This is a genomic window from Microbulbifer maximicatervae (SeqCode), from assembly GCF_052467305.1.
The window spans coordinates 1,249,955-1,275,888 of record NZ_CP174306.1 but is presented as its reverse complement, the minus strand read 5'-3'; the positions used below and the strand labels follow the sequence as shown (position 1 = coordinate 1,275,888).

Sequence of the window (25,934 nt, the reverse complement as noted above, 5' to 3'; positions counted from 1 at the left end):
CAAAACACCCCAAATGAAAAAATAGGGCTATAGCAAGGGTAATGAAGAGCAGGATATTTCGATCAATTTTTTTACACCTGATAAAAATGCCCTGCCTGATTAATGCTTGACAGGGCATAATTTATCAACGATAGATTTTGCTACTTGTCCAGCCCTACCGCTTGAGGGATATAGATTGCGTGCAACTGTCCTCCGGCCATCATTTCCTGAATCAATTGTGTAGTGGGACCATTTTTTTGGTCACGCACATTAAAGGAATTCAGGTAACTATCCACTCGACCTTCAAAATCATAGTGAAACTGGGTTGAACTCAAGAACCAACCATCACCCAGAATATCGCCCATATAAATAACCCCGGATGCTTCAGCATCGGTAGAGAGCGCAGCCTCTATCCCGGTATCATCCAGCCCACTGCGAACCTTGGAGGATTGTGAGTAGTATTGACGGTAGGGCTTACTCGCCACATGCTCTTCCAGCAGCATTTGGTATTCCTCCTCAGTAGGCTCAGCTTCCAATTCTCCACTTGCCAGCTGTTTCTCGATCTTCAGATCGAGCTCGTCTTCACTATCGCCAATAATTTCCGGGTTAAATTCGGCAACACGAATCATCTCTCCGGTTTCAGGGTCGAGAACGTAGATTGGTGAGTAATAATTAGATTTATCAAATTGCAACACCAAGCGAGTCTTATTATCGACACCAGCAACCGCTGCCATATTGTCGAAATTCTCATAGTTGTCAGTTATATCGCCATCGGATTTGCTACTCACTACTCTCTTGATGATTCCACCATCTGTTGGATTGGTGATATCCGCAAACTCAAGCTGGTATACACCGTACTTGGCTCCAAAATAAAAGCTATTGGGATCTAATGGGTCCCAATCACCATCTTCCGGGGAACGCCACTGGGAGACTTCCATTCCAGTGGTATGAATGCGGAAGGCCTGCTGGCTCATATCGCGAATATCTTCTGGCTTCCCATCTCCGTCGGTATCCTGGCTGGAGAGTTGTACCAACTCAAACATCAATTCGTTATCGTCAAACAGCGCTCGATTGTTACTATCACTAAAATCAACCACCGGCGCGCCATCGCTATCCAGAACCCGAACCGCATACAGCTCACCATTGGTCAAGCCAGCCTTATCAACTTCACTGCCTTCATTGGTTTTTTCACCAACATAGACTGTGAGAAAACCTCCATTCCGATAAGCATCATCTTCATCACCCCGAGGCCGTTCATCATCGACAGACAGCAGTATGGTTTTATCCTGTGCTTTATAGTTGGGTACGATATTCTCAAAGCGAGATTTACCGAGTAGTGGCAATTCATAAGCATCACCAGCATTGTCTCCGGTTGTCAAAACAGCGATACCGCGACCGATATAAATTTCCGATTTGTCGTACTCGTAGACAGACTCGATCTCACTCTTGGCTTTCGCCTCACCACTGATGCTACCAAAAGCATCAAATCGAAGGCCTTCATAACCACGCTTCTCAACCAAACCATCGTAATAAGTTTTGAGGCTCTCGCCACCGTCACTCTCTTCGCCGGTCAAGAACATCCGTACCTGGGTGCCCTTGCCGCTTTCCGAATTGTAGAAAGCAGTTTCAGCTGGCAGAGTTGCGGAGCAGAAGCGCTCGAATGCTCCCGTATTCACAAGGTCCCCATCCGCATCAAAATAGGGTTTCATTTGTGTTACGTAGGTATATCCTGGAGATTCAGCAACCCCACCATCCGTGTCATACAGGGTACGCCGCCAGGCATAAACACCTTTAATCAGGTCCTCACCACCCTCAATTTCCCCGGTGGTTTTATTGATTACCCACTTTGAAATGAAGGTGCCTGTCGATCGGAGACTGCGATTTGAGTTCTCCAGCACCACCCCGTCACCACCAACAAAGTTGTAGTGTTCCTGGTTCATAAACAAGGTAAATGTACCGTCGTCATTATCCAGATACCCCAAACCATCGGGTTCTCCAGACAATACATAAAGGCCATCCGTATCCGCAGCATCGAGACTTGGGTGCTCCTCGAATATAGGAAGCATATCCTGTTGGGGAACGTTTTCACTGGAGTAATCGGTAGGGAGATAACCATTGCTGAGCAGATTAATTACCTTGACGTTTTCAGCCGTGGCGACAACATGTGGCACCTGCATTGTTGAGGGACCAATATTCGCAGCAACCTCAGAACCAGCAACTGATTCAAATAGACTGACTTCCTCAGGCACTTCCGGATCTGGAGTTATCACTACCGGATCATCATTATCGTCACTGCAACCAGCCAAAATTGCCGGTATAGCGATAGCTAACGCTGCTCTTTTGAAAAATTTATGATTTTTCATTGCCACTCCAATGCGTTGATTCCCCACCCGAAGGCAGTTCCAGTTATAAAGGCGGCATAGAGTAGTTGTGCTAAATGACAGACTTAATAAGGTTTGATTACAGACGAAGAATAATTTAGTTCAATAAATTTAATTTTCTGCACAAAGCTCTTCATATGTTTCAATGAAAATCTCCCTCTCAGAAAACAACCTGGTAATTAATGGATGAAAAACGAAGACAAAAAAAATCCCGTACCAAGCGAATAGCAACTTGGTACGGGACTCTTAAATCAGCCCCCAATTAGGGCTAGCATGTTTTAAACGGATACAGGTTCGCTAATAGCCGCCTCTTTGCGTTTCTCTTTGGTTTCAGTTTCCCCGCCGATTACTTCGTTGGGTCTCACTTTGTGGAATACCGCATAGAACACAGGGATTGCAATCAGTGTCAACACCGTAGCAAATCCAAGCCCACCCATAATTGTCACCGCCATATCCGCAAAGAAAGCGTCGAACAGAAGCGGGGACATTCCTAAAATAGTAGTGACAGCGGCAAGGAATACCGGACGCAAACGGCTAACGCTGGCCCGTTGGATAGCTGTCAACCTCGGCAGGCCCGCATGGGTCTGGACCTCAATCTCATCCACCAATACCACGGCATTTTTAATCAACATACCAGACAAACTGAGGACACCGAGAAGAGACATAAATCCAAATGGTAATCCCGTCGCCAACAACCCGACAACAACACCGACGAGACACATAGGAACAACCAGCCAGATAATCACCGGCTCCCGAACAGTACCGAACAGCAGTATCGACACCAGGATCATAATCAGGAAGCCCAAGGGTAAACCTTTACCTAACGACTTCTGCGCATCGGTAGAACTTTCGTACTCACCACCGAATTCAATCTTGAAGCCAGGTGGCAACTTCATTTCTTCAACCCAGGGACGTATACGGCCAAAGGCTGACATTGCTGTAACACCTTCAGGCGCATCCGCACTGATGGTAATAGTCGGCACCCTGTTGCGTCTTTGGATCAATCCTTCATCAGCGGTTAACTCGAAATCAGTAATCAACTGTCCTGCCGGAATATATCCCTGCTCATTGGGGCTCCACACCAAGCGGTCTTCCAGTGAACCCACCTGATTGCGATCTCCCTCTGGCATACGGGCAACAATAGGGATAATACGGTCACCGCTTTCAAAGTCGCCAACGGTGTAACCCGCAGTGGCAAACTGAATCATACGGCTGACATCAGCATTGGTAACGCCGGCAACCCGCGCCCGCTCATCATCCAGATGTGCGTGCAGAGTAGGCTCTCTGCTGCGCCAGTTGTGACGAATATCTTCCAGTCCTTTTTCACGGAACTGCTGTTCTACACTGACTGCCAAGGTACGCAGTGTCTGGTAATCCGGACCTGAAATACGCACTTCAACATCCGATCCGCCACCGGGACCAAACACCAATCGCTTGAAAGTAATCAATGCTTCCGGCTGCGCTACACGCAACTTCGTCTTGGCACTCTCAATCAACTGGGGGATTTGCTCCCGGTTTTCAGTGCGGACAATCAACTGGCCATAAGACGCATTGGGTGGCTCGGGAGCATAGGTCAGCATAAAGCGATCAGCCCCGCGACCAGCTACCGCCGTTACGGAGACAACTTCATCCTGTTCCTGGAAGAACGCAGTCGCTTCCTGAAGCGCCTTGTCGGTACGGTTAATATCACTGCCCTGAGGCATGAAGTAGTTAACATAAAAAAGAGGAGCATTTGAATTGGGGAAAAACCCCTGCTTCACAAACCCGAAAGCAAAGTAGCTGGCCAGGGTCACCACAATAAGTACTGCAATGGTTAGGCCCCTGCGCTTCAACGCTCCTGATAAAGCACCGGAATACATGTTGTAGAAGCGGCCATCGTACGGATCATCCGAGTCGGCTTGCTTACCCGGCTTAAACAGGTGATAGCCCAAGTAAGGGGTAATAGTAATCGCCAGTATCCAGCTGAGTAGCAGGGAGATACCAATTACCGCAAACAGGGAGAAAAGGAATTCGCCAGTAGCATCATCGGACAGACCGATACCGGAGAACGCCATAATACCGATAATAGTCGCACCGAGCAGTGGCCAGAAAGTCTGGCGGACTACGCGCCTGGCAGCACTCTTAGGCTCTTCTTTTCTCTGAACCCCCATCAGCATCCCTTCGGCAACCACGATGGCATTATCAACCAACATACCCATGGCGATAATCAGGGCACCGAGAGAGATCCGCTGCAAATTCAAGCCAAACAGGTTCATGATTAACACGGTGCCCAAAACGGTCAAACCAAGGACAGTGCCAACCACAACACCGGAACGCCAGCCCATAAATACACAAAGTACCAGAGTAACGATCACGACAGAAGAAACCAGGTTAAAGAGGAAACCGTCAACACTCTCCTCTACTACTTGGTGCTGCTCGTAAATAGGATGGATTTCTACACCCAGGGGCAATGCCTGTTTAATCTGCTCCAGCCTGGCCTCTACCGCCTTGCCAACGTTCACGATATTGGTATTTTCCGCACCGGCCACACCCAGCAGAATGGCCTGCTTACCATCAAATCGAGCAATAAAACTGGGGCTCTCATCGTAGCCGAGAGAAATATCGGCGATATCACGGACGGCCAGCATCGCGGTTGAACCGGGTACGCCGACGAGAATATTACGAATGGATTCCAGGTCACTCGCAGGATTATCAACCAGTATACGGGTACGTAAATCCTGACCTCCAATCTCGCCGACTTTCTGGGTCGAACTTTCAGATTGCAGTACCTGCGCTAAGTCATCCAGGGAAAAACCAAACTGGGCCAGGCGGGATTCATCAATATCCAGGTAAGCCACTTCGTCGATAATGCCTGAACGGGAAACCTTGGCAACCCCCTCAACTCCCAGTAACTCCCGGCGAATCGCTTTGGTAATTTCACGCATTTCAGTCAGCGAAAACCCTTCTCCGGTAATCGCATAATAAATACCGTAAACCTCACCAAAATCATCATTCACAATAGAAGGTAAAGCACCGCTGGGCAGGTCACTTTGAGCATCATTAACCTTGCGCCGCAATTCATCCCAAACCTGGGCAAGTTCCTGCGAGGCATACTGATCTTTGATTTCCACCCGAATTTCAGACATCCCCGGACTTGAGGTGGAGGAGACCTTGTCCAGCTGTCCCATTTGTTGGACGGCCACCTCAAGCTTTTCGGTGACCTCCTCTTCTACACGCTGGGCGCTGGCGCCTGGGTAGAAGGTGTAAACACGGGCTTCCTTGATCGTAAACGCAGGGTCTTCGAGGCGGCCAATATCTGAAAGCCCCCAAAGACCACCGATTAAGCAAATCAGCATCAACAGCCAGCTATAAACTGGCTTTTCTATAAATATGTCAGAAATCTTCACAACATTTTCCCTACTGTTAACAGGGCCAGAGCTAACACACTAATTAGTGCTGTGCGTAATTGCGTACTTTTGCACCGTCATAAAGGTGCTGGCCGCCGGTAGCAACCAGTTTCATAGCCGGGCCAATGCCATCCTTAATCTGTACCGACTCACCATCAGTACGCCCGAGGGTCACGGAAGCTTTGGAAACAGATTGGTCTGCATTAATTTGCCAAACATAGGGCTTACCTTCCGGGCCAGTCTGCACTGCCGAAAGGGGAACCCACAGGTCACCACTCGCTTTATTCAACTTCACACTAACGCGAGCGGTCATGCCGGGAAGGATCTGTACATTTTCGGGGCGGGGCATTCCAAACTCGACAACGTAAGTCTGGGTAACGCTGTCTGCCTCAGCCTGGTGCTCACGGTAAGTAAGTGGGAACTCCTTGCCCGGCAAAAATTCAAATTCGGCGGTCATGGAGTTGACTTGCTCTTCATTAACCGTGGCCAACAGCTTTTCAGGCACGGAGATTTGAATTCGAACTTCAGAAATATTCTGCAAACGGACAATTGCCTGGCCGGCCTGGACGTTGGTGTAATTCTCTACCAGCTGGCGAGTTGCCAAAGCATCGAAAGGAACCCTTAGCTGTGTATAAGCCAGGTCCTGCTCAGCACGTTCCAGGGTCACTTTAGCCAAGTCAAAGTTACTTTTCGTTTCATCCAGCTGCTGCTGTGAAATAACTTTTGACCCTGCCAGAGAGCGCTGACGATTGAGGGTTTTTTCCAGCAACTCTACATTTAATCGGGCTTCTTTTACCCTGCGCAGGTAATCCCGCTGATCAAGCTCTGCTATCAGGGTTCCCTTTGGAATAATTTCACCTTCGCGAATTGTGAGCTTGTCCAGCTTCCCACCGACCTGGAAAGATAGATCGACACTCTGCACTGCCTTAACACGACCGGCAAACTGTCGATCTTTGACCTGGTTATTACTGGCAACGGTAGCTACTTTCACGGGCCAGACGTGCTCTGCCTGCGCCTGCTCCGTCTTCGATTCGGAGCATCCTGCCAGAACTGCAACTGCTGCGATCAAAACGGCCAATGAGAAACGCGATCTTGGCGATATATTCATAATCATCATCCACAAACTGTATTAACTGGGGCTGACCTTTAGTTCAGGTCGGCAGAGAGCGCCAGCAGACGTCCCTGTAAACGTTCAATAATCGGGTCTTCAGACTCAACCACACCGAGTACGCGACCCAGGAACATGCCCTGGGCCGCCAGGATTAGCAGTTCCGCCATTTCCGGGTCACGATACGCATCGCAGATATCGCGACGCTGCTGCTCCTCTTTGTCTTTTACCGGTCCCAGCAACATGGGGTCTTCGGCCACGGCGGCGATCAGTGAGCGAGGCAGCCCCTTGTCGTCCTCCATCAATTCAAAAATGCTCTTCAAGCGCGACACCAACAAGCTGTCCCCCGAGGACACAAAAGTGGCAACACTGTCATCTTCACGAGCTATTGCCGCCTCCAGCATCGCCTTCAGGAGTGACTGCTTAGTTCGAAAATGATGAATCAAACCGCCCTTGCTGAGCCCGCACTGTGCAGCCACCGCATCCAGGGTCAACTTGCGCGCCCCGCGATCCCGGACTACTTCTTCTGCTGCTCGAACAATGGCAGCTTTGTCGACTCTCGACACATGACCTCCTGGGCACCATCAATCAAAACCAACCGGTTGGTCGGTATCTTAGCGGCAACATTTCAAAGGTCAAGCTATGCTACGCTCCCTCACCAGAAAACATGGTTAAAAAGTGTTACGAGAGCGTTAAGTTCACGCTGGAGAGATGATTTATGACGGATCGGTACTGCCCCTGTGGATCGGGCAAGCCCCTTGATATCTGCTGCGGACTCTATTTGTCGGGAAAGGCTTACCCCAATAATGCAGAAGCGGTTATGCGCAGTCGCTATACGGCCTTTGCAACCGGAAATTTTCGGTACCTGAAAAAAACCTGGCATCCCGACACCAGCCCAGAACTGCAAGCTGAGGATATTGAAACCCAGTGGACAAAATTGGAAGTTATGAAGAGCAAGGCGGGACTAAAAAAGTCGATTGTGGAATTTAAGGCTTGGTATACAGAAAATGACCAAGAACACCTGATTCACGAAATTTCACTATTTAAGTTATTTAAGAAGCGCTGGGTATATTTGGAAGCTCTACCCAACTGGCCTGATGGGAAATAGGCTAGCAGAAAACACGGCTAGTAAAGAGGCGATATCAAAGAAAAAATAGCAGCAAAAGCCTGAGGGCGGGAGTCGCACTCCCGCACCTCTTTACGTAGTTTCTGCTTGCTAGCGAAACGCCCCGAAGATTTTGCCTTTACGTGGGCACCGCCCTTTCTCATTAGCGGATTACGCGCAACGTAACTACGAATTTTTTCTTTCTTTTTCATAAAACTTCACCTTTTACTTTTAGTAGATCCACTCTTCCAAATATCTTCTCACTCAAAACTTGTATTGATACCTCCATATTTACCCCTTGATACAAATTACCTGACGTAGCGTGTGCACCACTTCCACAAGATCCGACTGGTTCTCCATCACCTGGTCAATATCCTTATAAGCAGCAGGAATCTCATCCAGAACACCCTTATCTTTACGGCATTGCACACCTCGGGTCTGATCTTCCAATTCCTTTCTGGTAAAACGCTGGCGAGCCGCTGTACGACTCATTTTTCGACCAGCTCCGTGTGCACAGGAACAAAAAGATTCCTTATTGCCAAGCCCACGCACGATAAATGACTTAGCCCCCATAGAGCCGGGAATAATTCCCAACTGATCTCTCTGAGCACTAATAGCCCCTTTGCGAGTCACGAATACATCTCTATCAAAATGGCGCTCGCGAACAACATAATTGTGGTGGCAGTTAATTGCCTCTGTGGTCAAAGTAAACTTTGGCAAGCTTACCTTCAGGCATCCAAGCACAAGCTTCATCATTTCCTGCCTGTTCCAGCGCGCATATTCCTGCGCCCAATTAACCGCCTCAATATAATCGTCAAAATTCTGGCAGCCTTCTGAGAAATAGGCCAGATCCTTATCAGGAAGATTGTGCATATGCCCAGCCATATCCCGTCGGGCCAACTGGATAAAATGCTGACCAATAGCATTGCCAATCCCTCGACTCCCTGAATGCAACATCACCCAGACAGCACCACTCTCATCAATACAAACTTCGATAAAGTGATTGCCACCCCCTAATGTACCCATTTGGGTCACCCAGGTTTTTTGTGGCTGATGCAGCTTCTTCAGTAGCCCTGGATGCTTTGAAAACAATCTATCCACACCGGGAGCTAAAAGTTTGCAGGCAGATTCCCTGGCGCTGATCAGTTTATGTCGTCCCTGACCAACCGGCACTTTCACCTCAATGGCGTCCCGCAGTGCTTTCAGATTGTCTGGCAGCTGATGGGCTTGTAGCGAAGTTCGCACCGCATTCATTCCACAACCAATATCCACCCCAACGGCAGCAGGAATTATCGCACTTACCGTTGGGATCACCGATCCTACCGTTGCCCCCTTTCCCAAATGCACATCCGGCATAGCAGCAACATGGGAGTGCACAATAGGAAGCTGGGCAATATTCTTTAACTGTTGCATTGCCTTGGGCTCGATATCATCGGTATAGATTTTTACCGGTACCGTGCCAGGCGGTGCATTTCGATTCAACACTGTTTTTACAGGCATATTTTATCCCTGGATTAATCCACTTAACTGAAACGGCAATCCAAGCTAAAACAAAAAAGCCCCGGCATTTGCCAGGGCTTTTGGAAGGTCTGGCTTGGAAAGCAATATCACTTTCCAAGCTCAAGCACGTGAAAAGTGATTAAACAAATAAACTCTTGATATCTACATTTCGCATTTCACGGCTCCTTAGTGGTGCGATCCACTTCAAAAATACTGCCAATTAGAATGCCAACCTTGAAACTAGATCAGCAATGGAATTTAGGTGCAGTTTATTCTCATTTGGTACCATGTCAAGCCTGTTTTTTGCCTATCGATAAAAATTCTACCCTGAATTCACTAACCAACTTTTACTTTTCAACATAGCTTGAGGGCTCGCTATGCCATAAAATCGTGCTACCGAAATTACAGTCCAGTCGCCACGCCCCCAAAATGACCACTCAAGAACCTACCATTCTCTTTGAAGACGACTACTTACTTGCCGCTTATAAACCAGAGGGGTGGCTTGTTCACAGATCAGAAATAGACCGCCATGAAAAGCGTGTACTTTTGCAATATTTGAGGGACCTATGTGGCAGCTTTCTTTATCCAGTACATCGACTGGATAAGCCTACCTCCGGTGTTATTATTTTTGCGAAAAGCAGCGAGATTGCTGCGCAGGTACAGCAGCAGCTGGAAAGTGATTTATCTTCAAAAAAATATATTGCTGTATGCAGAGGGTATAGCCCGGAAGAAGGTGTCATTGACTATGCCCTCCCCCCCGTTGCCGACTTCAAACACCAGAGGAAGCGACCAAAAACGGATCTGCCACGTCAGCAGGCTGTTACATTGTACCGACGCTTGGAGACTATTGAGCTACCTTATGAGGTTGACCGCTACCCGACCAGCCGGTATTCCCTAGTAGAAATCCAATTGAAAACAGGGCGGCGCCATCAAATAAGAAGGCATTTCAAGCATATCCACCACCCTCTAATTGGCTGCCCGAAATATGGAAAGTCAACCCATAATCGTTTCTTTGCCAACAGGCTCGAGTGCTCTCGACTACTTTTGCATGCATCTGAACTCAAGCTTGAACATCCGGTGAGCGGTTCTCAGCTGAAAATACAATGCGAAATACAGGGAAGTTTCTTGCAATTAATTCAGCGATTTAAATGGCAACCTTAAATTATAAAGCCCCTGAGTTACTCAGAACCCCTCAAGCCAAGCCTTACATAGTGCATGGGGCGGTTTGCCCAGGATAAGAGCACAATGGCGCTGAATTAATAATTTCCGATGTGCAACAGGCTGAGCTTCCGCCATTTAATTGGCCGCATCCAGGGCCGCCACAGGCCCCACACGAGCTGGAACAGCAAGCTCCCGACCCACTGTATATTCCAGCTTTCTCATTTTCGCATACAGCGCCCTTAAGGCCATATATCTTTCTCCCTTGCTTCACTGAAATATTGTCAAAGTAGGCATAGACTTTTTTGGAGGGTGACCACAAAGCTGAACTACCTCCATGAAAAGTACTGAACTGAAATTTATCAATAGCTACCCTATCACTACCAGTCAGCCGTAACCCTTGTTCCTCTACAATTTTTTTGCCATTTATAAATAGCTCGATATATCCGTCAGCATTATTTGCACTGCTATTTAATTGCACAAACAACTCAATCCGATACCAAGTATCCCGCTCAAATCTAAAGTTGTCATTCCCTTGATACCCATCTCCACACCGAGCGACTCTATCCTGATGATAGGTATAGAGCCCAACCCTACCCTCCGCACCAAACTTAACCCGCACACTCCAACTCTTCGGATCAATAGGTACGCATCCTGAAGCCTGCCCCCCACCAGCAAGGCCGTGTAGCTTACCTCCCTTAACAAATTCGAAGTTCCGATGAAACTTCACATCGTAAGCGAGAGTTGCCGATGAAACAGATTTGGCTAATTGGGTTGATGAACTAATTCTCTCAGAGCCCTTTTCATAAGGAATATACTGAGCTTCCAGAGCATACCCATCACCGGGCATTGGAATTAAATTTAAATGCTGATCATCAAACGTAGCCAGTGGTTGTAAATCAAAAGTTCTTCGCAACAAGGTAATATCGGTATATCTCATATAGGGAATCCCAACCCGATATCTACCAGAATTTGAAATTGTACTGAATCTGCCTTGATTTGATGAAAACCCGTATACATAGATCTTCTTTCTTACAAATTTTTTCATTTCCTCATAATTCAAATAGAACTTGAATCCATGGGGAACATCCTGGGTATCACATATATTGGCAATTCCTTTTGACGACGCCTGATCAGCTCTAGAAATTTTTATCGGAAACCCGCTTCTCCTATCGCTACCTAGATAAAGACCAACAGAAACTGACTTGAATACTCCTTTCTGACAAGCCCACCCAGAAACAACCAAGCCTCCCCCCAAATATTCAACCCGATCAACCCTACCGATCATCTGGGCGAAATCCTGATTACCTGTACTAAATGAAAAAAGAGTCACGAGTAAAAACACGGATAACATCTTGAATAATACCCGACAGCATTGACATCACTATTAAATATAGAAGCTACTTGTTCGGATGAGTGAGGGCACACATAGCCCGGGAAAATCATAAGAAAGCGCGAAAATAAATGCTAAAGGATTCCGCCGTCTTGGCGGAACAATATTGGATTTAAGGGCGTTTAACGCCCTTTAGAAACTTGATGCAAAAATATTCACTGAGATGAAAGGCGGTAGTCACGCCAATAAGGGAAGTAGAAACTAAAATTAGTGTTCAGGGTTACCGTGAGAAGCCTCTTCTTGAGATTTACTGCGAATCCCAAATAGCCCCTTGCGCTCAGTTTTACCTTCTGGCTCCGGCTGTAGGAAACTACGCAATTTATCTTTTTCCCACATGGCATCCTGATAGCCGAGATCGATAAGTTCCTCGATATATGGCCTTTCAAATAATAGATAACTGGCTGCGGAAACACCGCCACCGGGATTGGTCGCACCCGTTGAGCGGAACAACCAGCGTAGCGCCGAGGGGAGGTGACCAAGTTTTCTTCCACTAAGACGCCCTAAACTCTGCGAGGGCTCAATAACAACCGACTCTACCGAACGCAACAATTTCAAATCCGTGTGATCTATTGGATCCACATAGTCAAGTAACATATTTACTCGATCCAGATGCTCCAAGTCTGCCTCCAAGCTATCGATAAATGCGGCATTGAATAACTGAGCAGCTATTTGTGCCATCGAAGGGGACTCCATCTGCGCAGGACTGTTGCGACTCCCCCAATGGGCTGGAGAACGGTTGTCCGACACACCCACCACAAAGACACGCTTGGCACCAAGATGCAGTGCCGGACTAATCGGGGCCATCAGACGAATAGCACCATCGCAAAAATAAACTCCATCCAATTTGACCGCCGGGAAAATGGCAGGAATTGCTGCTGACGCCAATAGGTGGTCCGAGGTTAATTGAGTGGGCACTCCAAAGCGACGAAACCGCTGCCATCCTTTAACATTCTCCGCTCCTTGAAAAAAGCTGACGGACTGCCCTTCACTATAAGAAAGCGCATTAACACTTGTGGCATGCAAATGCCCAGCCGAAATATTTTTTTGAATATTGTCAAAGTTTATCTCGCGCTCAACCAAACTGCGCAGCGGACTGTTATCCAGGAGTGCCAAAGGTTTTTGTCTACCCACACCTTGGTTCAAGAGCGAACGACTGATAGAAAACAGATTTCCAAGTAAACTACGCCAACTGGTGCGATAAACCTGCTCAACACTAAGCTGCAACCAAACTGAGCACATTCTGTCGACAGCTTCTTTAAAGGTACCTGTATGAGAGGCGAGAAGCATCGCGTTCATCGCTCCTGCAGAGGTGCCGCAGATTATTTGAAAGGGCCGAGGATTATCTTCTGGAACCAGTTCCGCAAGCGCCCTTAAAACGCCCGCTTGATAGGCAGCACGCGCACCTCCCCCAGAAAGAACCAGAGCGTTACGCTGGCCAGGTTTGTTACTTTCACTGTTACTTGTCGACAAAGTTTTCTTCCAATACAACAAGCCCGCAAACAACAGAGTCCGCTTAAAGGCTATTGAGAAAAAAGCCCATATACAACTCAGATTCAGAGTTGTCGGGGATATTTGGTAAGATAAATAGAATCTTTTAAGTGTACTTATTATTCTAAATCGATAGATCTATTAGAGAGCCATATCTACAACGTAACGACCTATTCCATGCCCTCTATTTAAGCGCGCAAGAAACTCTGGAGCCTGATCAAGGCTAATATTCTCCGCAATACTGTCGAGCTTATCGCCGATATACCACTCACTGGCCAACCGCTTCCATACTTCTGCCTTCTTTTCTATTGGTAAAACAGCGCTATCCACACCCAACAAACTAATACCGCGCAAGATAAATGGAAATACATTGGCGTGAAATTGAGCACCTGAAGCCATACCACAAGCAGCCACTCCGCCGCCGTAGCGCAGGGATTTAATGACATTAAAAAGCGTTTCCCCGCCCACAGTATCTACAGCCCAAGCCCACAATGGCTTGGCCATCGCTTTATTGGCAAAAGGGGCCAGTGTATCCCGGTCGAGAACCTTCCATGCGCCCAATCTCGCCAAATAATCAGCAGACTCCAACTTTCCCGTCACTGCTGCGACACGAAAGCCTAGCTTCGCCAGCAAGGCGACGGCAACAGAGCCGACGCCCCCCGTTGAACCTGTTACCAGAATCTCTCCATCCTCAGGAGATGCGCCGGACTCCAGGAGCTTTTCAACACAAAGCGCGGCGGTAAAACCCGCCGTACCCAGTGCCATAGACTCCCAAGCTGTTAGGCCTTCGGGGACTGGCAAGGCCCATTGCGGAGGAACGGCAATACGCTCTGCAAGTCCACCAGAAGTATTCATGCCCAAATCGTAGCCATTGACCAATAATTCAGCACCCGGTTGAAACGTCTTGCTCCGATCGAACAGCACTTTGCCCACCGCATCAATGCCCGGAGTATGGGGGTAGGTATTAGTAATCCCACGATTGCCAAACGCAGATAAAGAATCTTTGAAATTCAAGGATGAATAACTTACGGCCAACAGCAAGGGGTTATCGGGAAGCTCAGAAAGTTGACGCTCAACAACAGACTGGTCAAACTTTCCCGCAGCTACTTCAGCAACCTGAATTGCCCGAAATCTCTCATCCTTTTCTATTTCCATGGGGTATATCCCGCAGCACTATCAACCTGTAACGTTACAACTATTGAGCCTGATGACGCAGAGCTGCCAGCCTTGAAAAGAGACGAGTGACCGCCGATTCCACACCTGCTTCTGCCGCCAGCCCTATTTTCTTAGCTATATTTTTCCGTTCTTTGAATTCCACCTGATATAAGTCGCAGTCCTTAGCGCAACTGGTCAAGTACTCATCTGATGTTTTCAGCTCATCGACCAGTCCCAAGGATAGGGCTTTTTGCCCGAACCAAACCTCGCCCGTGGCAACTTTGTCGACGTCGAGTTTTTGACGGTACTCCCCGACAAAGTGCTGAAACAGAATATGGATCTCATCTAAATCTTCTTGGAACTTCTGTTTACCTTCCTCAGTATTTTCACCAAACATGGTTACAGTGCGCTTGTACTGGCCCGCAGTAAACAGTTCGTAATCGATATCATTGCGCTTCAGCAGGCGGTTAAAATTCGGCATCTGAGCTAAAACACCAATAGAGCCCAACATCGCAAAGGGTGCTGCCAGGATACGATCTGCAACACAGGCCATCATGTAGCCTCCGCTGGCAGCCACTTTATCGACAGCAATAGTCAAATGAATACCTGCACTGCGAATCCTGGTTAACTGGCTGGCGGCCAAACCATAGTTCGCCACCATGCCCCCAGGGCTTTCAAGACAAAGGAGAACTTCATCTCCGGACTCTGCCACTTGAAGAATGGCCGTCACCTCTTCACGCAAATGGGAAAGAGCACTCGCTTTGATATCCCCATTAAATTGCATAACAAAGACACGCTTGCGCTCGGAGACCAACTCCCCTTTTATACTCTTGGACTCATGCTCTCCTTCCTCTTTAGCAACGTCGGAAGAAGTAGCAGCACTTTTTTCAGGCTGCTTTTTGCTCTCAGCTTTATGTTTTTTAGCTAGGGCTTTTTCCTGAGTTTTCTTCTCTTTCGCCATTTGCTTTTTACGACGGGCGAATTCGTGCTTATCCATCACAGCTTCAAGCAGTGTTTCTTTAAACTGCTCATAGCGATCATTCAAATGTGTAACTGTGATATGACCCTGAACACGCTCTTTCAGCTGCTCTCGATTTGCAAAAATAAAACCTATCAACACCATTAAGGCCACGACAACCGTAACAATTTTGGCTAGAAAAAGGCCGTATTCAATTAAAAATTCCACTTAGACTCCATTTTCCGTCTTAACTAATTTTTATTTAGCTTCAGTATTTTACTGCCAACCTTCCAGGGCGGAAGTTGCTCGCTGATTAAGGGGGCGAGCCAACAAACCGCTGTGGCTAATACGCACCTCGTAAACCGCACCGTCCTCCATAGGTAGAAATGTGGCACTGCCATATACCGCATCAACAAAGGGCAACTTGCGATCAACACCGCGTACAAACTGCCAAACATCCACGCCATAGTTCGCCCCCTCTATTTCATGGACAGAACGCTCGCGAGCTCGCTCATCCTGTAGCGTGAGATAGCGACCACTCAACCTATCTAGACGATAAGCGGGCTTAATTCCCCAGCGGGCTAATGGACCCTGCCACTTGAGCATTCGGGCATCCAACTGCCACTGATCCCCAAGCAATTCAAACTTTTGCGCTATACCATCCGAATCAGAAAACTTGACTTCAAATTGCTGCTCGGCAATTTTTCGAAACGAAACAATGCCAACACTATGCTCTTCAGCCAGGTTTCTATAGCTGTAAACATCTGCAGCAATCAGAACAATCCAAAGAGCAGTTGCAAAAAGAAAAAGACCGGCGGAACCACGTATAAACCCCAGGAACCAATTTCCCGATAGCAGGACTCGCGCCCCCCAAAACACAAACAACAACGCCAGGATGGCAATAATAAAGGTAATCGCTATATACATTATGATTTCTACTCCCTGATACTGCGCAACATCTTTAAACCAACCTTACGGGCGGTTCTTCGCTGCAGCCTTTTCGACAAAAGTGTGGATCAAGCGGCCGGACAGGGTTTGTATGGGCGGTATAGCTGGCAATGAGCTGTAGTGGAACCAGTCTGCCTCTTCTATCTCATTGGGGTCCAAGCACAATCCCCCACCTTGCCACTCCGCCAAATACCCGATCATCAACTGCCCGGGAAAAGGCCAGGACTGGCTCCCCACATACTCCAGGGCACCCACTTTGAGCCCCACTTCCTCATAGACTTCACGCACCAGCGCTTGCTCAGCACTCTCACCGGGCTCTATAAACCCAGCGAGGGCCGTATAAGTTGCATTTCGACGCGAGGCGTGACGAGCTAAGAGACACTCATCTCCTCGGGTAATAAGCATAATTACACAGGGGGAGATTCTGGGGTAGACAGTAAGATCACAAGCCGGGCAGGTGCGAGCGCGATCATTAGAGTGATAGATGGTGGGAGTGCCACAACGACCGCAAAATCGATGTTGGCTATCCCAATGGGAAATCTGTAGCGCCCGCCCAGCCAATGCAAACATCGGCTCCTCAACCAAAGTCAGCAGGCTGCGTAGGTTTCGCCATTCATAGCCGGCAATTTCAACCTGGCGAGACAAAACGTGGACACCACACGCCCGCCCACTTAACTCTCCCAAGTAGTGGCTGGATTGAACAGCCTCCGCTACCAACACCTGGGCGTCGTGGAGGAAAAAATCTCCTCGGCAGAGAATCAGTCCATCAGCAATCAGGATATGCTGGGAAAATTCCGGAACTGCCCACACATTACCCGCTGGGACAAACTTATCTACCAAGGAGACCTCCTTAATTATACGGCCTCAACGGGATAACCCAGAGCAGTCAAGCTTTCGATAGCGAGACTGAGGGATTGAATATCTGCTTGCCTATGCAGCTTTACCTCTCCCAGATAGTACTCAAGGCTGATAATCGCATCGGCAAAAATATGCAAAGATTGCTCTACTTCAGGACCGGCATCATGGCGGTCGATAACAGTCTCAACAAAGTTCAGCAAGCCTTCAACTACGGCCGCCGCTCTACTTAAGTTGAGAACAATCAAGCCTCCGCGCACTGAGTTCAAAGTAGTGGAAACATTGCGAATATGGCCATGATCAAAGTCGGACTCTGCATAGGCCGCCAGCGCTCGCTTAATCAACGCCAAACCGGCTTCAGCCTCTTTAAGTACAGCCACTTCCGCTTCCGCCAGTTGGCTGTGCTCAAAGGCAATATCCGCATGACCGTATTCATCCAGATCAATAGAAGTACTCTGCTTGAGCGCTCTTACCGTGCTATCGACCATCAACACCTGGCCTGTCAGTTTCTGCAGTGCGCTGTCCGCTATGGATCCGCCCGCGCCGGAGGCACTCTGGTATTCCGCAACCGCGCTGCGCAGACTCTCTCCAACCCGCTTAAAGTTGAGCATCTGCAAGGTACCGGCCACTCTCTGTAGAGAAGAAGCGAGGCCATCTTCTGCATCCAAGGAAGTAGTACCAATTAACTCAGCGTCATCCAACATTCGGCGCACACCGGACAACTCCTCCTCTAAGGCGTTAGCAACTGCGGTAATTGCCGTGGCGCCGGGGCCTCCAAGGGTGGCTCGCTCCCGCTCTAATTCCTCTTCACTGTAATCAAGAGGCTCTGCGGAGAAAGCCTCCAGCAACTTGCCACCAAAGCCCTCGGGCTTGGAAAGAGTCAGCCAATAGAGGCACTCTTTCAGCAAAATTGGTGGCGCAGGCTGATCTAAAGCTGTGTCGCACTCTTTTTGTAATGCTCGCAGCCAGCGATCAAACATACTGAAAACCATCACCCGGGATCGACTGATGCGCATTTCTTGGGAGGCCATGCCTGCAAGTGCCGCCCCTGCTACCACCCATAAACGCCCGTTTGGGCGCCCCATGGTGATGCTTGCGATTCTCTCAAGGGCACGAGACATCATCGTGTACGCTGGGCCCCGAGGTTTACCTCGCAACAGAGCCAACAAACCAACCTGGTACATATGACGGAATCGGCGAACAAAACTATTCAAGTCTTCCGACATAACCGCAGAAGCCCCTGCACCAGGCACAGCTCCCTCCAAGTTACAACGGAAAAAATGACTTTCCGGCACAGGGGGCTGAGACCGGGCCGCACGCAAATTATTGATATAGGGAATCAGCAATTCTGGACGGGCAATGGCACGACTTTGGACAAAATCCAAGTAGCGTCCCATTACGTAAAAACCTGTGCCCAGCGCTTCCATCAGCTCTTCTGAGGCGCTCTGTCTCTCCTCTAACACCTCTGTAAGCGCTTTGATTTTCTCTTGGGCGAGGAGCTCAGCTGCCTGGAGTTGCACCATCTGCAATACTCCACTGACCTGCCTGAGTGCAGCCAAACTCTGTTCGAGAGCCTGCTTTTGGGAAGTATCCGCGGCAAATTTATCCAAGTGTGAGGCGGCATTATCGATGGTAGCTACCAGCTCATCCTTCACTACATTGACAGAAGTGATATTGATCTTGCGCAATTCAGTCTTTGGCTGCACCGCTGCATTCTTCCTATAATCGAACAAAAAACAACCAGATCAGGATGATTCTGGCCTCATTAAGGGCAATTTACCCCAATAAATAAAAGAGTCCACCTTTCGCCAAACAATTTCCACCGAATAATCGACAAATAACCTAGCAGCGAGGCTGAAGCCCCTAAATTACTTGAATTTTCCAGAAAACCCAGTAGCGTTTGCTACTTTCAAGTTTAAAGCTGTACGTTTTTTTGTGTTAAAGAACAAAAACCAATCAATCTGTGCACAATAAACCCGGGGAAGCACGCAGCGATAATTGAGCTCAGGTATCTATTTCGCATACACCGCCGATTCCCAAAGATTCCATTTTGACCCACACCAATGGGTTAACCAAGGAAGTAAATGATGAACACTTACAACAACACCATTGCGGCATCCGGCGGCGGATTTGGTCGCGCCTTTGCCGAAAATTTTCTCGGCGAAGCGCCTGATTGGTACAAATTGACCATAGCCGCCTTTTTGCTTCTCAACCCATTAATACTGTATGTATCGGGGCCTTTTGTAACAGGCTGGGTCCTTATTGGTGAATTCATTTTTACCCTGGCGATGGCCCTGAAGTGTTACCCACTTCAACCCGGCGGACTGCTCGCAATTGAAGCCGTATTGATGGGTATGACAAGCACCGATGCCGTCTACCACGAGGTAGTTGAGAATATCGAAGTTATTCTGCTGCTAATGTTTATGGTGGCCGGCATTTACTTCATGAAGAGCCTGCTTCTATTTGTATTCACTAAAATTTTGATTAATGTGAATTCAAAATCTCTGCTGTCACTACTTTTCTGTGCTGTATCTGCAGTACTGTCAGCATTCTTAGATGCCTTGACCGTAACTGCTGTTCTGATTGCGGTTGCCGTAGGCTTTTACTCAGTCTATCACCGGGTCGCCTCCCAGCAGCCACACCACCACAACGACCACGACCACTCCAACGATGAGCATGTCGTGGAGTATCACCGCGAAGACTTGGACCAGTTTCGAGCCTACCTTCGCAGCCTGATCATGCATGGCGCCGTAGGCACCGCTCTCGGTGGTGTTTGCACCTTGGTTGGAGAACCGCAAAACCTGCTGATCGCTGAGAAAGCCGGGTGGGAATTTGTACAGTTTTTCCTGCAGATGGCCCCAGTAACCATTCCAACATTCTTTGCCGGCCTAGCTACTTGTTTCTTTTTGGAGAAAATTAAAATGTTTGGCTATGGAGCCCAGCTCCCTAGCGCCGTACGTGAGGTACTGGTTAACTTTTCCAAAGAGGAAGAAAAGAAGCGCACCTCGGCGCAGGTTGCCGAGCTGTGGATTCAGGGCATTGTCGCTGTGGTTCTGGTTTTTGCCCTGGCATTTCATGTTGCCGAAGTCGGTATCATTGGCCTGATGATTATTGTACTTCTGACCTCGTTTAACGGCGTTGTTCAAGAAGCTAGAATCGGCCACGCGTTTGAAGAGGCACTGCCATTTACTGCACTGCTCGTGGTTTTCTTCGCAATTGTTGCAGTGATTCACCAGCAGCACCTATTCGAGCCTGTAACCAACTTCGTTCTCGCACAAAAGCCCGAACAGCAGCCAGGGTTGCTATTCATGGCAAACGGTATTTTGTCGATGATTAGCGACAATGTTTTTGTGGCAACGGTTTATATTAACGAAGTTAAAGCTGCCCTCACTGCAGGCGACATTACCCGAGAACATTTTGACAAGCTGGCCATTGCCATCAATACCGGAACCAACCTACCCAGCGTTGCCACTCCCAATGGACAAGCTGCATTTTTGTTCCTGCTGACATCGGCCCTGGCACCTCTCATACGCCTATCTTATGGCCGCATGGTGATCATGGCTCTGCCCTACACCATCGTACTGAGTATTGTTGCTTTGATTTGCGTGGTCTACGCGATCTAAAGAGAACTTGTTTAAGAGACTATCTGGATGGGTGGGGATTAATAATTCCCACCCGCTCAGAAAAAGAAAAGCGCAATAAACATCAAGGTTAAAGAGAACACCTCTTCATTGATGTGCTACCAGAAGTGTTTGCCCGCTGATTTCTCCAGCAAACCTAGCATCGATTGATGCGCTTCAGCTTCCTGTGGCGTAGCACGCGCTACTAGCAGGGGCGCGCGATCTGCCGATAGGCGACGAATGGCTTCACCCGCCGCATCATTTTCCGCCTTCTTACCTTCCTCCCCTTCCGAGGAATCACCCTGTGCCAACACCAAATCGGTTTGGCCACCGGTCATCATCAGGTAGACGTCGGCAAGAATCTCCGCATCCAGCAATGCGCCGTGCAAATCCCGCTGGGAGTTATCGACAAAGTAGCGCTTACAAAGGGCGTCCAGATTGTTTTTCTGCCCGGGGTGCTTTTCCCGAGCCATTGTCAGGGTATCCAAAACCCCACAATGCGCAATGACATTGCGCCAGCGCGGATTACCCAGCAGCCTCAGCTCAGCATCAATAAAACCGACATCGAAGGGCGCGTTGTGAATAACCAGCTCTGCACCTTCACAGAAGGTCATAAATTCATCGGCGATCTGAGCGAATACGGGTTTGTCCGCCAGGAATTCATTAGTAATTCCATGGACCTCAATAGCCCCATCTTCCACTTGTCGCTGCGGGTTGATGTACTGGTGATAGTGACGGCCAGTCAACTTCCGGTTAACCAGCTCTACGCAACCAATTTCAATAATACGATGGCCGCTTTTGGGATCGAGACCTGTTGTCTCTGTATCGAGAACCACTTGACGCATATGCAATATTCCCCTCAGGACTCCAGCTCATCGACGCCGCGATTTGCCAACTGATCGGCCCGCTCATTGCCTGGGTGGCCGGCATGACCTTTAACCCAGTGCCACTCCACATCATGCTGGGAGACGCTCTCATCCAACTGCCGCCATAGGTCTGCATTTTTGACAGGCTTCTTACTCGCCGTTTTCCAACCGTTCTTTTTCCAGTTGTTAATCCAGCCGGTAATGCCCTGGCGCAGGTACTGTGAGTCAGTATGTAAATCAACTTTGCACGGCTGTTTAAGAGCCTCCAGAGCTTTGATTGCAGCTAACAATTCCATACGATTATTGGTGGTATGCGCCTCCCCACCAAACAACTCTTTCTCCCGCTCACCGTACACCAACAGGGCACCCCAACCGCCGGGACCAGGATTACCGCGACAAGCGCCATCTGTATAGATAGTAATTTGTTTCAAAACTTACGCCAAAATTAGATATGGGGCCGATTTTCAGCGAAATCAGCGCTTTTGATGCTTCCCGCGTGCTGCAACGCGAGGGCTCGACGGGGTGGCAACCAAAGCGGGCTTTCTCTCGGCCCGCCAATTGATTTTAATAGTGCGAACACGTGCCACTTCTTTGCGGGCGACTATGATGTAAAAGCCCCCCCATGGCAAGTGCAAGCGGGAGCCAAGGCGCTCCATCCAAGCCGTCTTGGAAAGCAATTCCTTTTGCTGTAATGGCAAGCGGAAGAAGCCGCGATCTACCCTCTCAGCCTGCAAGTCCAACAGATTCATCCAGTCGGCAATTCGAGCAGCACGCAGTTGATTTCCGCGCTGGTAAGCCCCCCTGGAAAATAGCAGGCGGGACAAGCCGAGCAAGGAAAACGGGTTAAACCCGATTAGCAGCATATGACCACCGGGTATCAAAACCCTGGCCGCCTCTCTCAATACTTGGTGGGGATGACTGGAAAAGTCCAAAAGGTGATGCAGCAGTACTACATCGATTGAATCGGCGGGGAGGGGCAGTTGCTCGAACTCCACTATCGCAGCCCCGCCCTGCTCAGAAGTTGCCCCCAATCGAAAACGATGATTGATACGGCTGGAGGCGCCAAAGTCAACGGACTGGGTCACACTGGCCTGTAGAAAGTGGTAACCGAAAAAGCCCTCCACTAAGGGTTGGGCCAACGCCAGCTGTTGCGAGAGAATCTCCTCTCCCAGCGAACTGGAAAACCAATGGGATAGCGCTGGGCAGACCTTGCCAAGAGGGGATTGCTCCTCATCATTACCAGGCCTGCTCTTTCCGGTCATCATATCTCCATTGATCAATCTAACAGCTATTCAATTCTACACTCGGGCGATGTTTCCTGGGCCTTACTCTAAGTAAACCAGTCCTCAGGTAACAATTCACACCGTCTCACGCCTTCCATGATATTGTTCTGCTATTCAGCGAAAAGACGATTCGATTATGCTATCCATCACGCCAATCCCCGCCTTTAATGACAACTATATCTGGCACCTGCAAAAAGATGGCCAGCACTGGGTAGTCGACCCTGGTGATGCTGTGCCAGTAGAAAAGGCCCTAGAGGGGACCAGGCTCAGCGGCATTCTCATTACTCATCACCACTATGACCATACCGGTGGCATCGAAACGCTTTGCCACCAGTACCAGTGCCCTGTCTATGGCCCCGAGCACATACCTGGTGTCACTCACCCCATTGCCGGTGGAGATTCCTTACAGGTCCTTGGCATGCCCTTCCAGGTACACGCTGTTCCGGGGCACACTCTAGACCACTTAGCTTTGGTTTTGAATGAAACCACAGCAGCAGGCGGTGAACAATTACACCTTTTTTGTGGTGACACTCTTTTTTCCGCTGGCTGCGGCAGGTTGTTCGAAGGCACTCCAGAGCAGATGTACCATTCTCTGCAAAAGCTCAGTAAATTACCCGCCGCAACTTTTGTTTATCCTGCACACGAGTACACACTCGCCAACCTGAAGTTTGCCCAAGCGGTAGAGCCTAACAATCAAGCCATTGAGGCAAGGGTTGCTCAGTGCAAAGCCTTGAGAGTAGAAAACAAGCCAACTTTGCCTTCAACTATCGCCCTTGAGCTAGACACCAACCCATTTCTTCGCTGTCAGTATCCGGAAGTTAGGCAGACAGCTATCAATTCGAGACCGGAGTTAAATGACGGAAGCGATAAGGTAGATATTTTTGCGAGCTTGCGCGGCTGGAAGGACAACTTCTAAACGCCCAACTTCACCTAAACTCCTCTCAGGCTGGGTGATAAACTAGCAGTTCGCATACTTTTTAACCGTCAATATTGACCGAAACTAATTTGCCTAATTAGAATCGAAAGTAATTGACCAAATGCCTGGCGCTTTACCAATAATTGTTCTGAAATGCGTCAGGATGAATTACAAGAAAGACTCGCGGATATCACACATGGTTCACAAGAATTTTGCCGTAGCATTACTAGCCGCTACGGTAGGGGCCTGCTCGCAATTACCGGAACAGGCCTCTGCGCCTGAAACTGAAAATATCCCTGCAGAGGAAACCTCTGTCGCGAGTGACCGAGCTGTTAAAAAACACGAACCCTCTGAAGCGGTCCCTCCCCCCGTAGACATCTGGGCAAGACTTCGTCAGGGGTTCGCCCTGGATCACCACACCAGCGACCCCAAGGTTAAGGAATATATTGCTTACTTCGCCCGCAACGAGGGCTATATGGCTCGGGTAACGGAGCGCTCTCGTCGCTATATTTTCCATGTTGCAGAACAGCTGGAACAGGCAAATCTCCCACTTGAATTAGCGCTGCTCCCCATTGTCGAGAGTGCATACGACCCCTTCGCCTACTCCCACGCCCGGGCTTCCGGTATGTGGCAGTTTATCCCGGCCACCGGGCGCTCTTTCGGGCTCGAGCAAAACTGGTGGTATGACGGACGCCGCGATGTCCATGAATCCACCCAGGCTGCGGCAAAGTACTTCAACTACCTACACGATCGCTTTGATGGGGACTGGGAGCTGGCACTCGCTGCTTACAACGCCGGTGAGGGAACGGTTCGCAGAGCCGTAGAGCGCAATCGTCGCAACGGGCTTGGCACCAGTTATTGGGATCTCAAACTGCCGCGGGAAACCAAGCGCTATGTACCCCAGCTGCTGGCTCTGGCGGAGGTTATATCCCGCCCGGACCATTACAAAATCCCACTGCATGATGTCTCCAATGAGCCCTACTACGCCCGTGTCGATGTAGGCAGTCAGATCGATCTGGCCCAAGCTGCGGAACTTGCAGAAATTGAGATAGAAGAGCTGTACCTACTGAACCCAGGCTATAACCGCTGGGCAACCGACCCCAACGGAAACCACCAACTACTGATTCCAATAGAGACCCAGGAAAAGTTTGAGAGCGCCCTGGCACAACTTCCCAAGGAAGAGAGGGTAAGCTGGCAGCGCTACACCATTGCCCGAGGCGACACCCTTTCCACTATCGCTCGACGCTACCAGACCACCGTCGGAGCGATACGCGAAACAAACAAACTACGCAGCAATAATATTCGCGCCGGTAAAACACTGTTAATCCCCAGCGCATCGGGCCCCGCGGGACAGTATGCCTACGCACTCGATCAGCGAGTTAAACGCAAGCAGTCTTCTGGCAAGGGCCAGAAAGTTAATTACACTGTACGCCCTGGCGACAGCCTTTGGGGGATTTCACGCAAGCTGGATGTGACCGTAAAGCAACTGGCCAGCTGGAACAGCATGGCACCGGGAGACACCCTGCGCCCTGGACGCACCCTGGTGGCTTACAACGGCTCCCCCGCAGTATCAGAGAACAACCGCACTACCCGCAAGGTTTCTTACCGGGTACGCAGCGGCGACTCTCTATATCGGATAGCCAATAAATTCAGTATCGAAATCGATGATATTCTCCGCTGGAATAAGATAAACAAGTCCAAGTATTTACAACCCGGACAGCGCTTAACCTTATTTGTGGATAGTGCCAGCAACACTTAAAGCGCACCCTACCCTACAGGGAGTTAGCCATAAAAAAACCCGGCAATTGCCGGGTTTTTTTATGGCTCAATAACAA

The 25,934-nt window shown here is 49.1% G+C and carries 21 protein-coding genes; 5 read left to right on the top strand and 16 right to left on the bottom strand.

Features of this window, described 5'->3' with window-relative positions; genetic code table 11:
• Positions 1–140: 140 nt before the first annotated feature.
• The 4 genes from ACJJI4_RS05935 to ACJJI4_RS05920 form a co-directional block, all read right to left on the bottom strand.
• Positions 141–2,342 (bottom strand): hypothetical protein, encoded by a 2,202-nt coding sequence (locus ACJJI4_RS05935; RefSeq protein WP_444927391.1) that lies wholly within the window; start codon positions 2,340–2,342, stop codon positions 141–143.
• A gap of 296 nt (positions 2,343–2,638) precedes the next feature.
• Positions 2,639–5,746: an efflux RND transporter permease subunit gene (locus ACJJI4_RS05930; protein WP_444927390.1), complete on the bottom strand. Its 3,108-nt coding sequence runs from the start codon at positions 5,744–5,746 to the stop codon at positions 2,639–2,641.
• A 43-nt stretch (positions 5,747–5,789) separates the two neighbouring features.
• Positions 5,790–6,854, bottom strand: a complete 1,065-nt coding sequence (locus ACJJI4_RS05925; protein ID WP_444927389.1) for an efflux RND transporter periplasmic adaptor subunit — start codon at positions 6,852–6,854, stop codon at positions 5,790–5,792.
• Between the two features lie 38 nt (positions 6,855–6,892).
• Entirely contained in the window at positions 6,893–7,420 is a 528-nt protein-coding gene (locus ACJJI4_RS05920; protein ID WP_282933409.1) for a TetR/AcrR family transcriptional regulator, read from the bottom strand.
• Between the two features lie 152 nt (positions 7,421–7,572).
• Here ACJJI4_RS05920 and ACJJI4_RS05915 point away from each other — a divergent pair, with 152 nt between their 5' ends.
• Complete coding sequence (locus ACJJI4_RS05915; RefSeq protein ID WP_444927388.1) at positions 7,573–7,962, top strand: YchJ family protein; 390 nt, start codon at positions 7,573–7,575, stop codon at positions 7,960–7,962.
• A gap of 17 nt (positions 7,963–7,979) precedes the next feature.
• Here ACJJI4_RS05915 and ACJJI4_RS05910 read toward each other — a convergent pair whose 3' ends face one another.
• Entirely contained in the window at positions 7,980–8,171 is a 192-nt protein-coding gene (locus ACJJI4_RS05910; RefSeq protein WP_444927387.1) for a hypothetical protein, read from the bottom strand.
• A 79-nt stretch (positions 8,172–8,250) separates the two neighbouring features.
• Positions 8,251–9,459 carry an RtcB family protein gene (locus tag ACJJI4_RS05905; RefSeq protein WP_444927386.1) on the bottom strand — a complete coding sequence of 403 codons (1,209 nt, stop codon included), beginning with the start codon at positions 9,457–9,459 and terminating at the stop codon, positions 8,251–8,253.
• A gap of 390 nt (positions 9,460–9,849) precedes the next feature.
• Between ACJJI4_RS05905 and ACJJI4_RS05900 the strand changes: the two genes are divergently transcribed.
• Positions 9,850–10,620 carry a pseudouridine synthase gene (locus ACJJI4_RS05900; protein WP_444927385.1) on the top strand — a complete coding sequence of 257 codons (771 nt, stop codon included), beginning with the start codon at positions 9,850–9,852 and terminating at the stop codon, positions 10,618–10,620.
• Between the two features lie 43 nt (positions 10,621–10,663).
• Here the strand turns inward: ACJJI4_RS05900 and ACJJI4_RS05895 are convergent, their stop codons facing one another.
• From ACJJI4_RS05895 to ACJJI4_RS05865, 7 genes are all read right to left on the bottom strand, one after another.
• Positions 10,664–11,557 (bottom strand): polysaccharide lyase, encoded by an 894-nt coding sequence (locus ACJJI4_RS05895; RefSeq protein WP_444927384.1) that lies wholly within the window; start codon positions 11,555–11,557, stop codon positions 10,664–10,666.
• Between the two features lie 660 nt (positions 11,558–12,217).
• A complete protein-coding gene (locus ACJJI4_RS05890; RefSeq protein WP_444916104.1) occupies positions 12,218–13,480 on the bottom strand; it encodes a patatin-like phospholipase family protein in 1,263 nt (420 codons plus the stop codon).
• A gap of 159 nt (positions 13,481–13,639) precedes the next feature.
• A complete protein-coding gene (locus ACJJI4_RS05885) occupies positions 13,640–14,653 on the bottom strand; it encodes a YhdH/YhfP family quinone oxidoreductase (RefSeq protein ID WP_444916103.1) in 1,014 nt (337 codons plus the stop codon).
• 40 nt (positions 14,654–14,693) lie between these two features.
• Positions 14,694–15,839 (bottom strand): protease SohB, encoded by a 1,146-nt coding sequence (gene sohB, locus ACJJI4_RS05880; protein WP_282933417.1) that lies wholly within the window; start codon positions 15,837–15,839, stop codon positions 14,694–14,696.
• A gap of 48 nt (positions 15,840–15,887) precedes the next feature.
• Entirely contained in the window at positions 15,888–16,538 is a 651-nt protein-coding gene (locus ACJJI4_RS05875) for a cation/multidrug efflux pump (RefSeq protein ID WP_444916102.1), read from the bottom strand.
• 45 nt (positions 16,539–16,583) lie between these two features.
• Positions 16,584–17,399, bottom strand: coding sequence for an NAD(+) diphosphatase (gene nudC, locus ACJJI4_RS05870; protein ID WP_444927383.1), 816 nt, complete (start codon positions 17,397–17,399; stop codon positions 16,584–16,586).
• A gap of 14 nt (positions 17,400–17,413) precedes the next feature.
• A complete protein-coding gene (locus tag ACJJI4_RS05865) occupies positions 17,414–19,120 on the bottom strand; it encodes a FimL-related protein (RefSeq protein WP_444927382.1) in 1,707 nt (568 codons plus the stop codon).
• Between the two features lie 381 nt (positions 19,121–19,501).
• Here ACJJI4_RS05865 and nhaB point away from each other — a divergent pair, with 381 nt between their 5' ends.
• Complete coding sequence (gene nhaB / locus ACJJI4_RS05860; RefSeq protein ID WP_444908425.1) at positions 19,502–21,037, top strand: sodium/proton antiporter NhaB; 1,536 nt, start codon at positions 19,502–19,504, stop codon at positions 21,035–21,037.
• A 116-nt stretch (positions 21,038–21,153) separates the two neighbouring features.
• Here nhaB and dnaQ read toward each other — a convergent pair whose 3' ends face one another.
• The 3 genes from dnaQ to ACJJI4_RS05845 are packed head-to-tail and all read right to left on the bottom strand — an operon-like array spanning position 21,154 to position 23,165.
• Positions 21,154–21,879 (bottom strand): DNA polymerase III subunit epsilon, encoded by a 726-nt coding sequence (gene dnaQ, locus ACJJI4_RS05855; RefSeq protein WP_444927381.1) that lies wholly within the window; start codon positions 21,877–21,879, stop codon positions 21,154–21,156.
• Positions 21,880–21,893: 14 nt separating this feature from the next.
• Entirely contained in the window at positions 21,894–22,331 is a 438-nt protein-coding gene (gene rnhA, locus ACJJI4_RS05850; protein ID WP_413665181.1) for a ribonuclease HI, read from the bottom strand.
• 42 nt (positions 22,332–22,373) lie between these two features.
• On the bottom strand, positions 22,374–23,165 hold the full coding sequence (locus ACJJI4_RS05845) for a class I SAM-dependent methyltransferase (RefSeq protein WP_444927380.1): 792 nt from the start codon (positions 23,163–23,165) through the stop codon (positions 22,374–22,376).
• Positions 23,166–23,319: 154 nt separating this feature from the next.
• Here ACJJI4_RS05845 and gloB point away from each other — a divergent pair, with 154 nt between their 5' ends.
• Positions 23,320–24,099 carry a hydroxyacylglutathione hydrolase gene (gene gloB / locus ACJJI4_RS05840; protein ID WP_444927379.1) on the top strand — a complete coding sequence of 260 codons (780 nt, stop codon included), beginning with the start codon at positions 23,320–23,322 and terminating at the stop codon, positions 24,097–24,099.
• 196 nt (positions 24,100–24,295) lie between these two features.
• Positions 24,296–25,858, top strand: coding sequence for a LysM peptidoglycan-binding domain-containing protein (locus tag ACJJI4_RS05835; protein WP_444905765.1), 1,563 nt, complete (start codon positions 24,296–24,298; stop codon positions 25,856–25,858).
• The last annotated feature ends 76 nt before the right edge of the window (positions 25,859–25,934 follow it).

What these genes read in the sequence shown, in the direction of transcription:
- ACJJI4_RS05935 (WP_444927391.1), bottom strand. Translation starts at nt 2,342, where the DNA reads ATGAAAAATCATAAATTTTTCAAAAGAGCAGCGTTAGCTATCGCTATA.
- ACJJI4_RS05925 (WP_444927389.1), bottom strand. Translation starts at nt 6,854, where the DNA reads ATGAATATATCGCCAAGATCGCGTTTCTCATTGGCCGTTTTGATCGCA.
- ACJJI4_RS05915 (WP_444927388.1), top strand. Translation starts at nt 7,573, where the DNA reads ATGACGGATCGGTACTGCCCCTGTGGATCGGGCAAGCCCCTTGATATC.
- ACJJI4_RS05910 (WP_444927387.1), bottom strand. Translation starts at nt 8,171, where the DNA reads ATGAAAAAGAAAGAAAAAATTCGTAGTTACGTTGCGCGTAATCCGCTA.
- ACJJI4_RS05905 (WP_444927386.1), bottom strand. Translation starts at nt 9,459, where the DNA reads ATGCCTGTAAAAACAGTGTTGAATCGAAATGCACCGCCTGGCACGGTA.
- ACJJI4_RS05895 (WP_444927384.1), bottom strand. Translation starts at nt 11,557, where the DNA reads ATGAGATATACCGATATTACCTTGTTGCGAAGAACTTTTGATTTACAA.
- ACJJI4_RS05885 (WP_444916103.1), bottom strand. Translation starts at nt 14,653, where the DNA reads ATGGAAATAGAAAAGGATGAGAGATTTCGGGCAATTCAGGTTGCTGAA.
- ACJJI4_RS05875 (WP_444916102.1), bottom strand. Translation starts at nt 16,538, where the DNA reads ATGTATATAGCGATTACCTTTATTATTGCCATCCTGGCGTTGTTGTTT.
- nhaB (WP_444908425.1), top strand. Translation starts at nt 19,502, where the DNA reads ATGAACACTTACAACAACACCATTGCGGCATCCGGCGGCGGATTTGGT.
- dnaQ (WP_444927381.1), bottom strand. Translation starts at nt 21,879, where the DNA reads ATGCGTCAAGTGGTTCTCGATACAGAGACAACAGGTCTCGATCCCAAA.
- ACJJI4_RS05845 (WP_444927380.1), bottom strand. Translation starts at nt 23,165, where the DNA reads ATGATGACCGGAAAGAGCAGGCCTGGTAATGATGAGGAGCAATCCCCT.
- gloB (WP_444927379.1), top strand. Translation starts at nt 23,320, where the DNA reads ATGCTATCCATCACGCCAATCCCCGCCTTTAATGACAACTATATCTGG.
- ACJJI4_RS05835 (WP_444905765.1), top strand. Translation starts at nt 24,296, where the DNA reads ATGGTTCACAAGAATTTTGCCGTAGCATTACTAGCCGCTACGGTAGGG.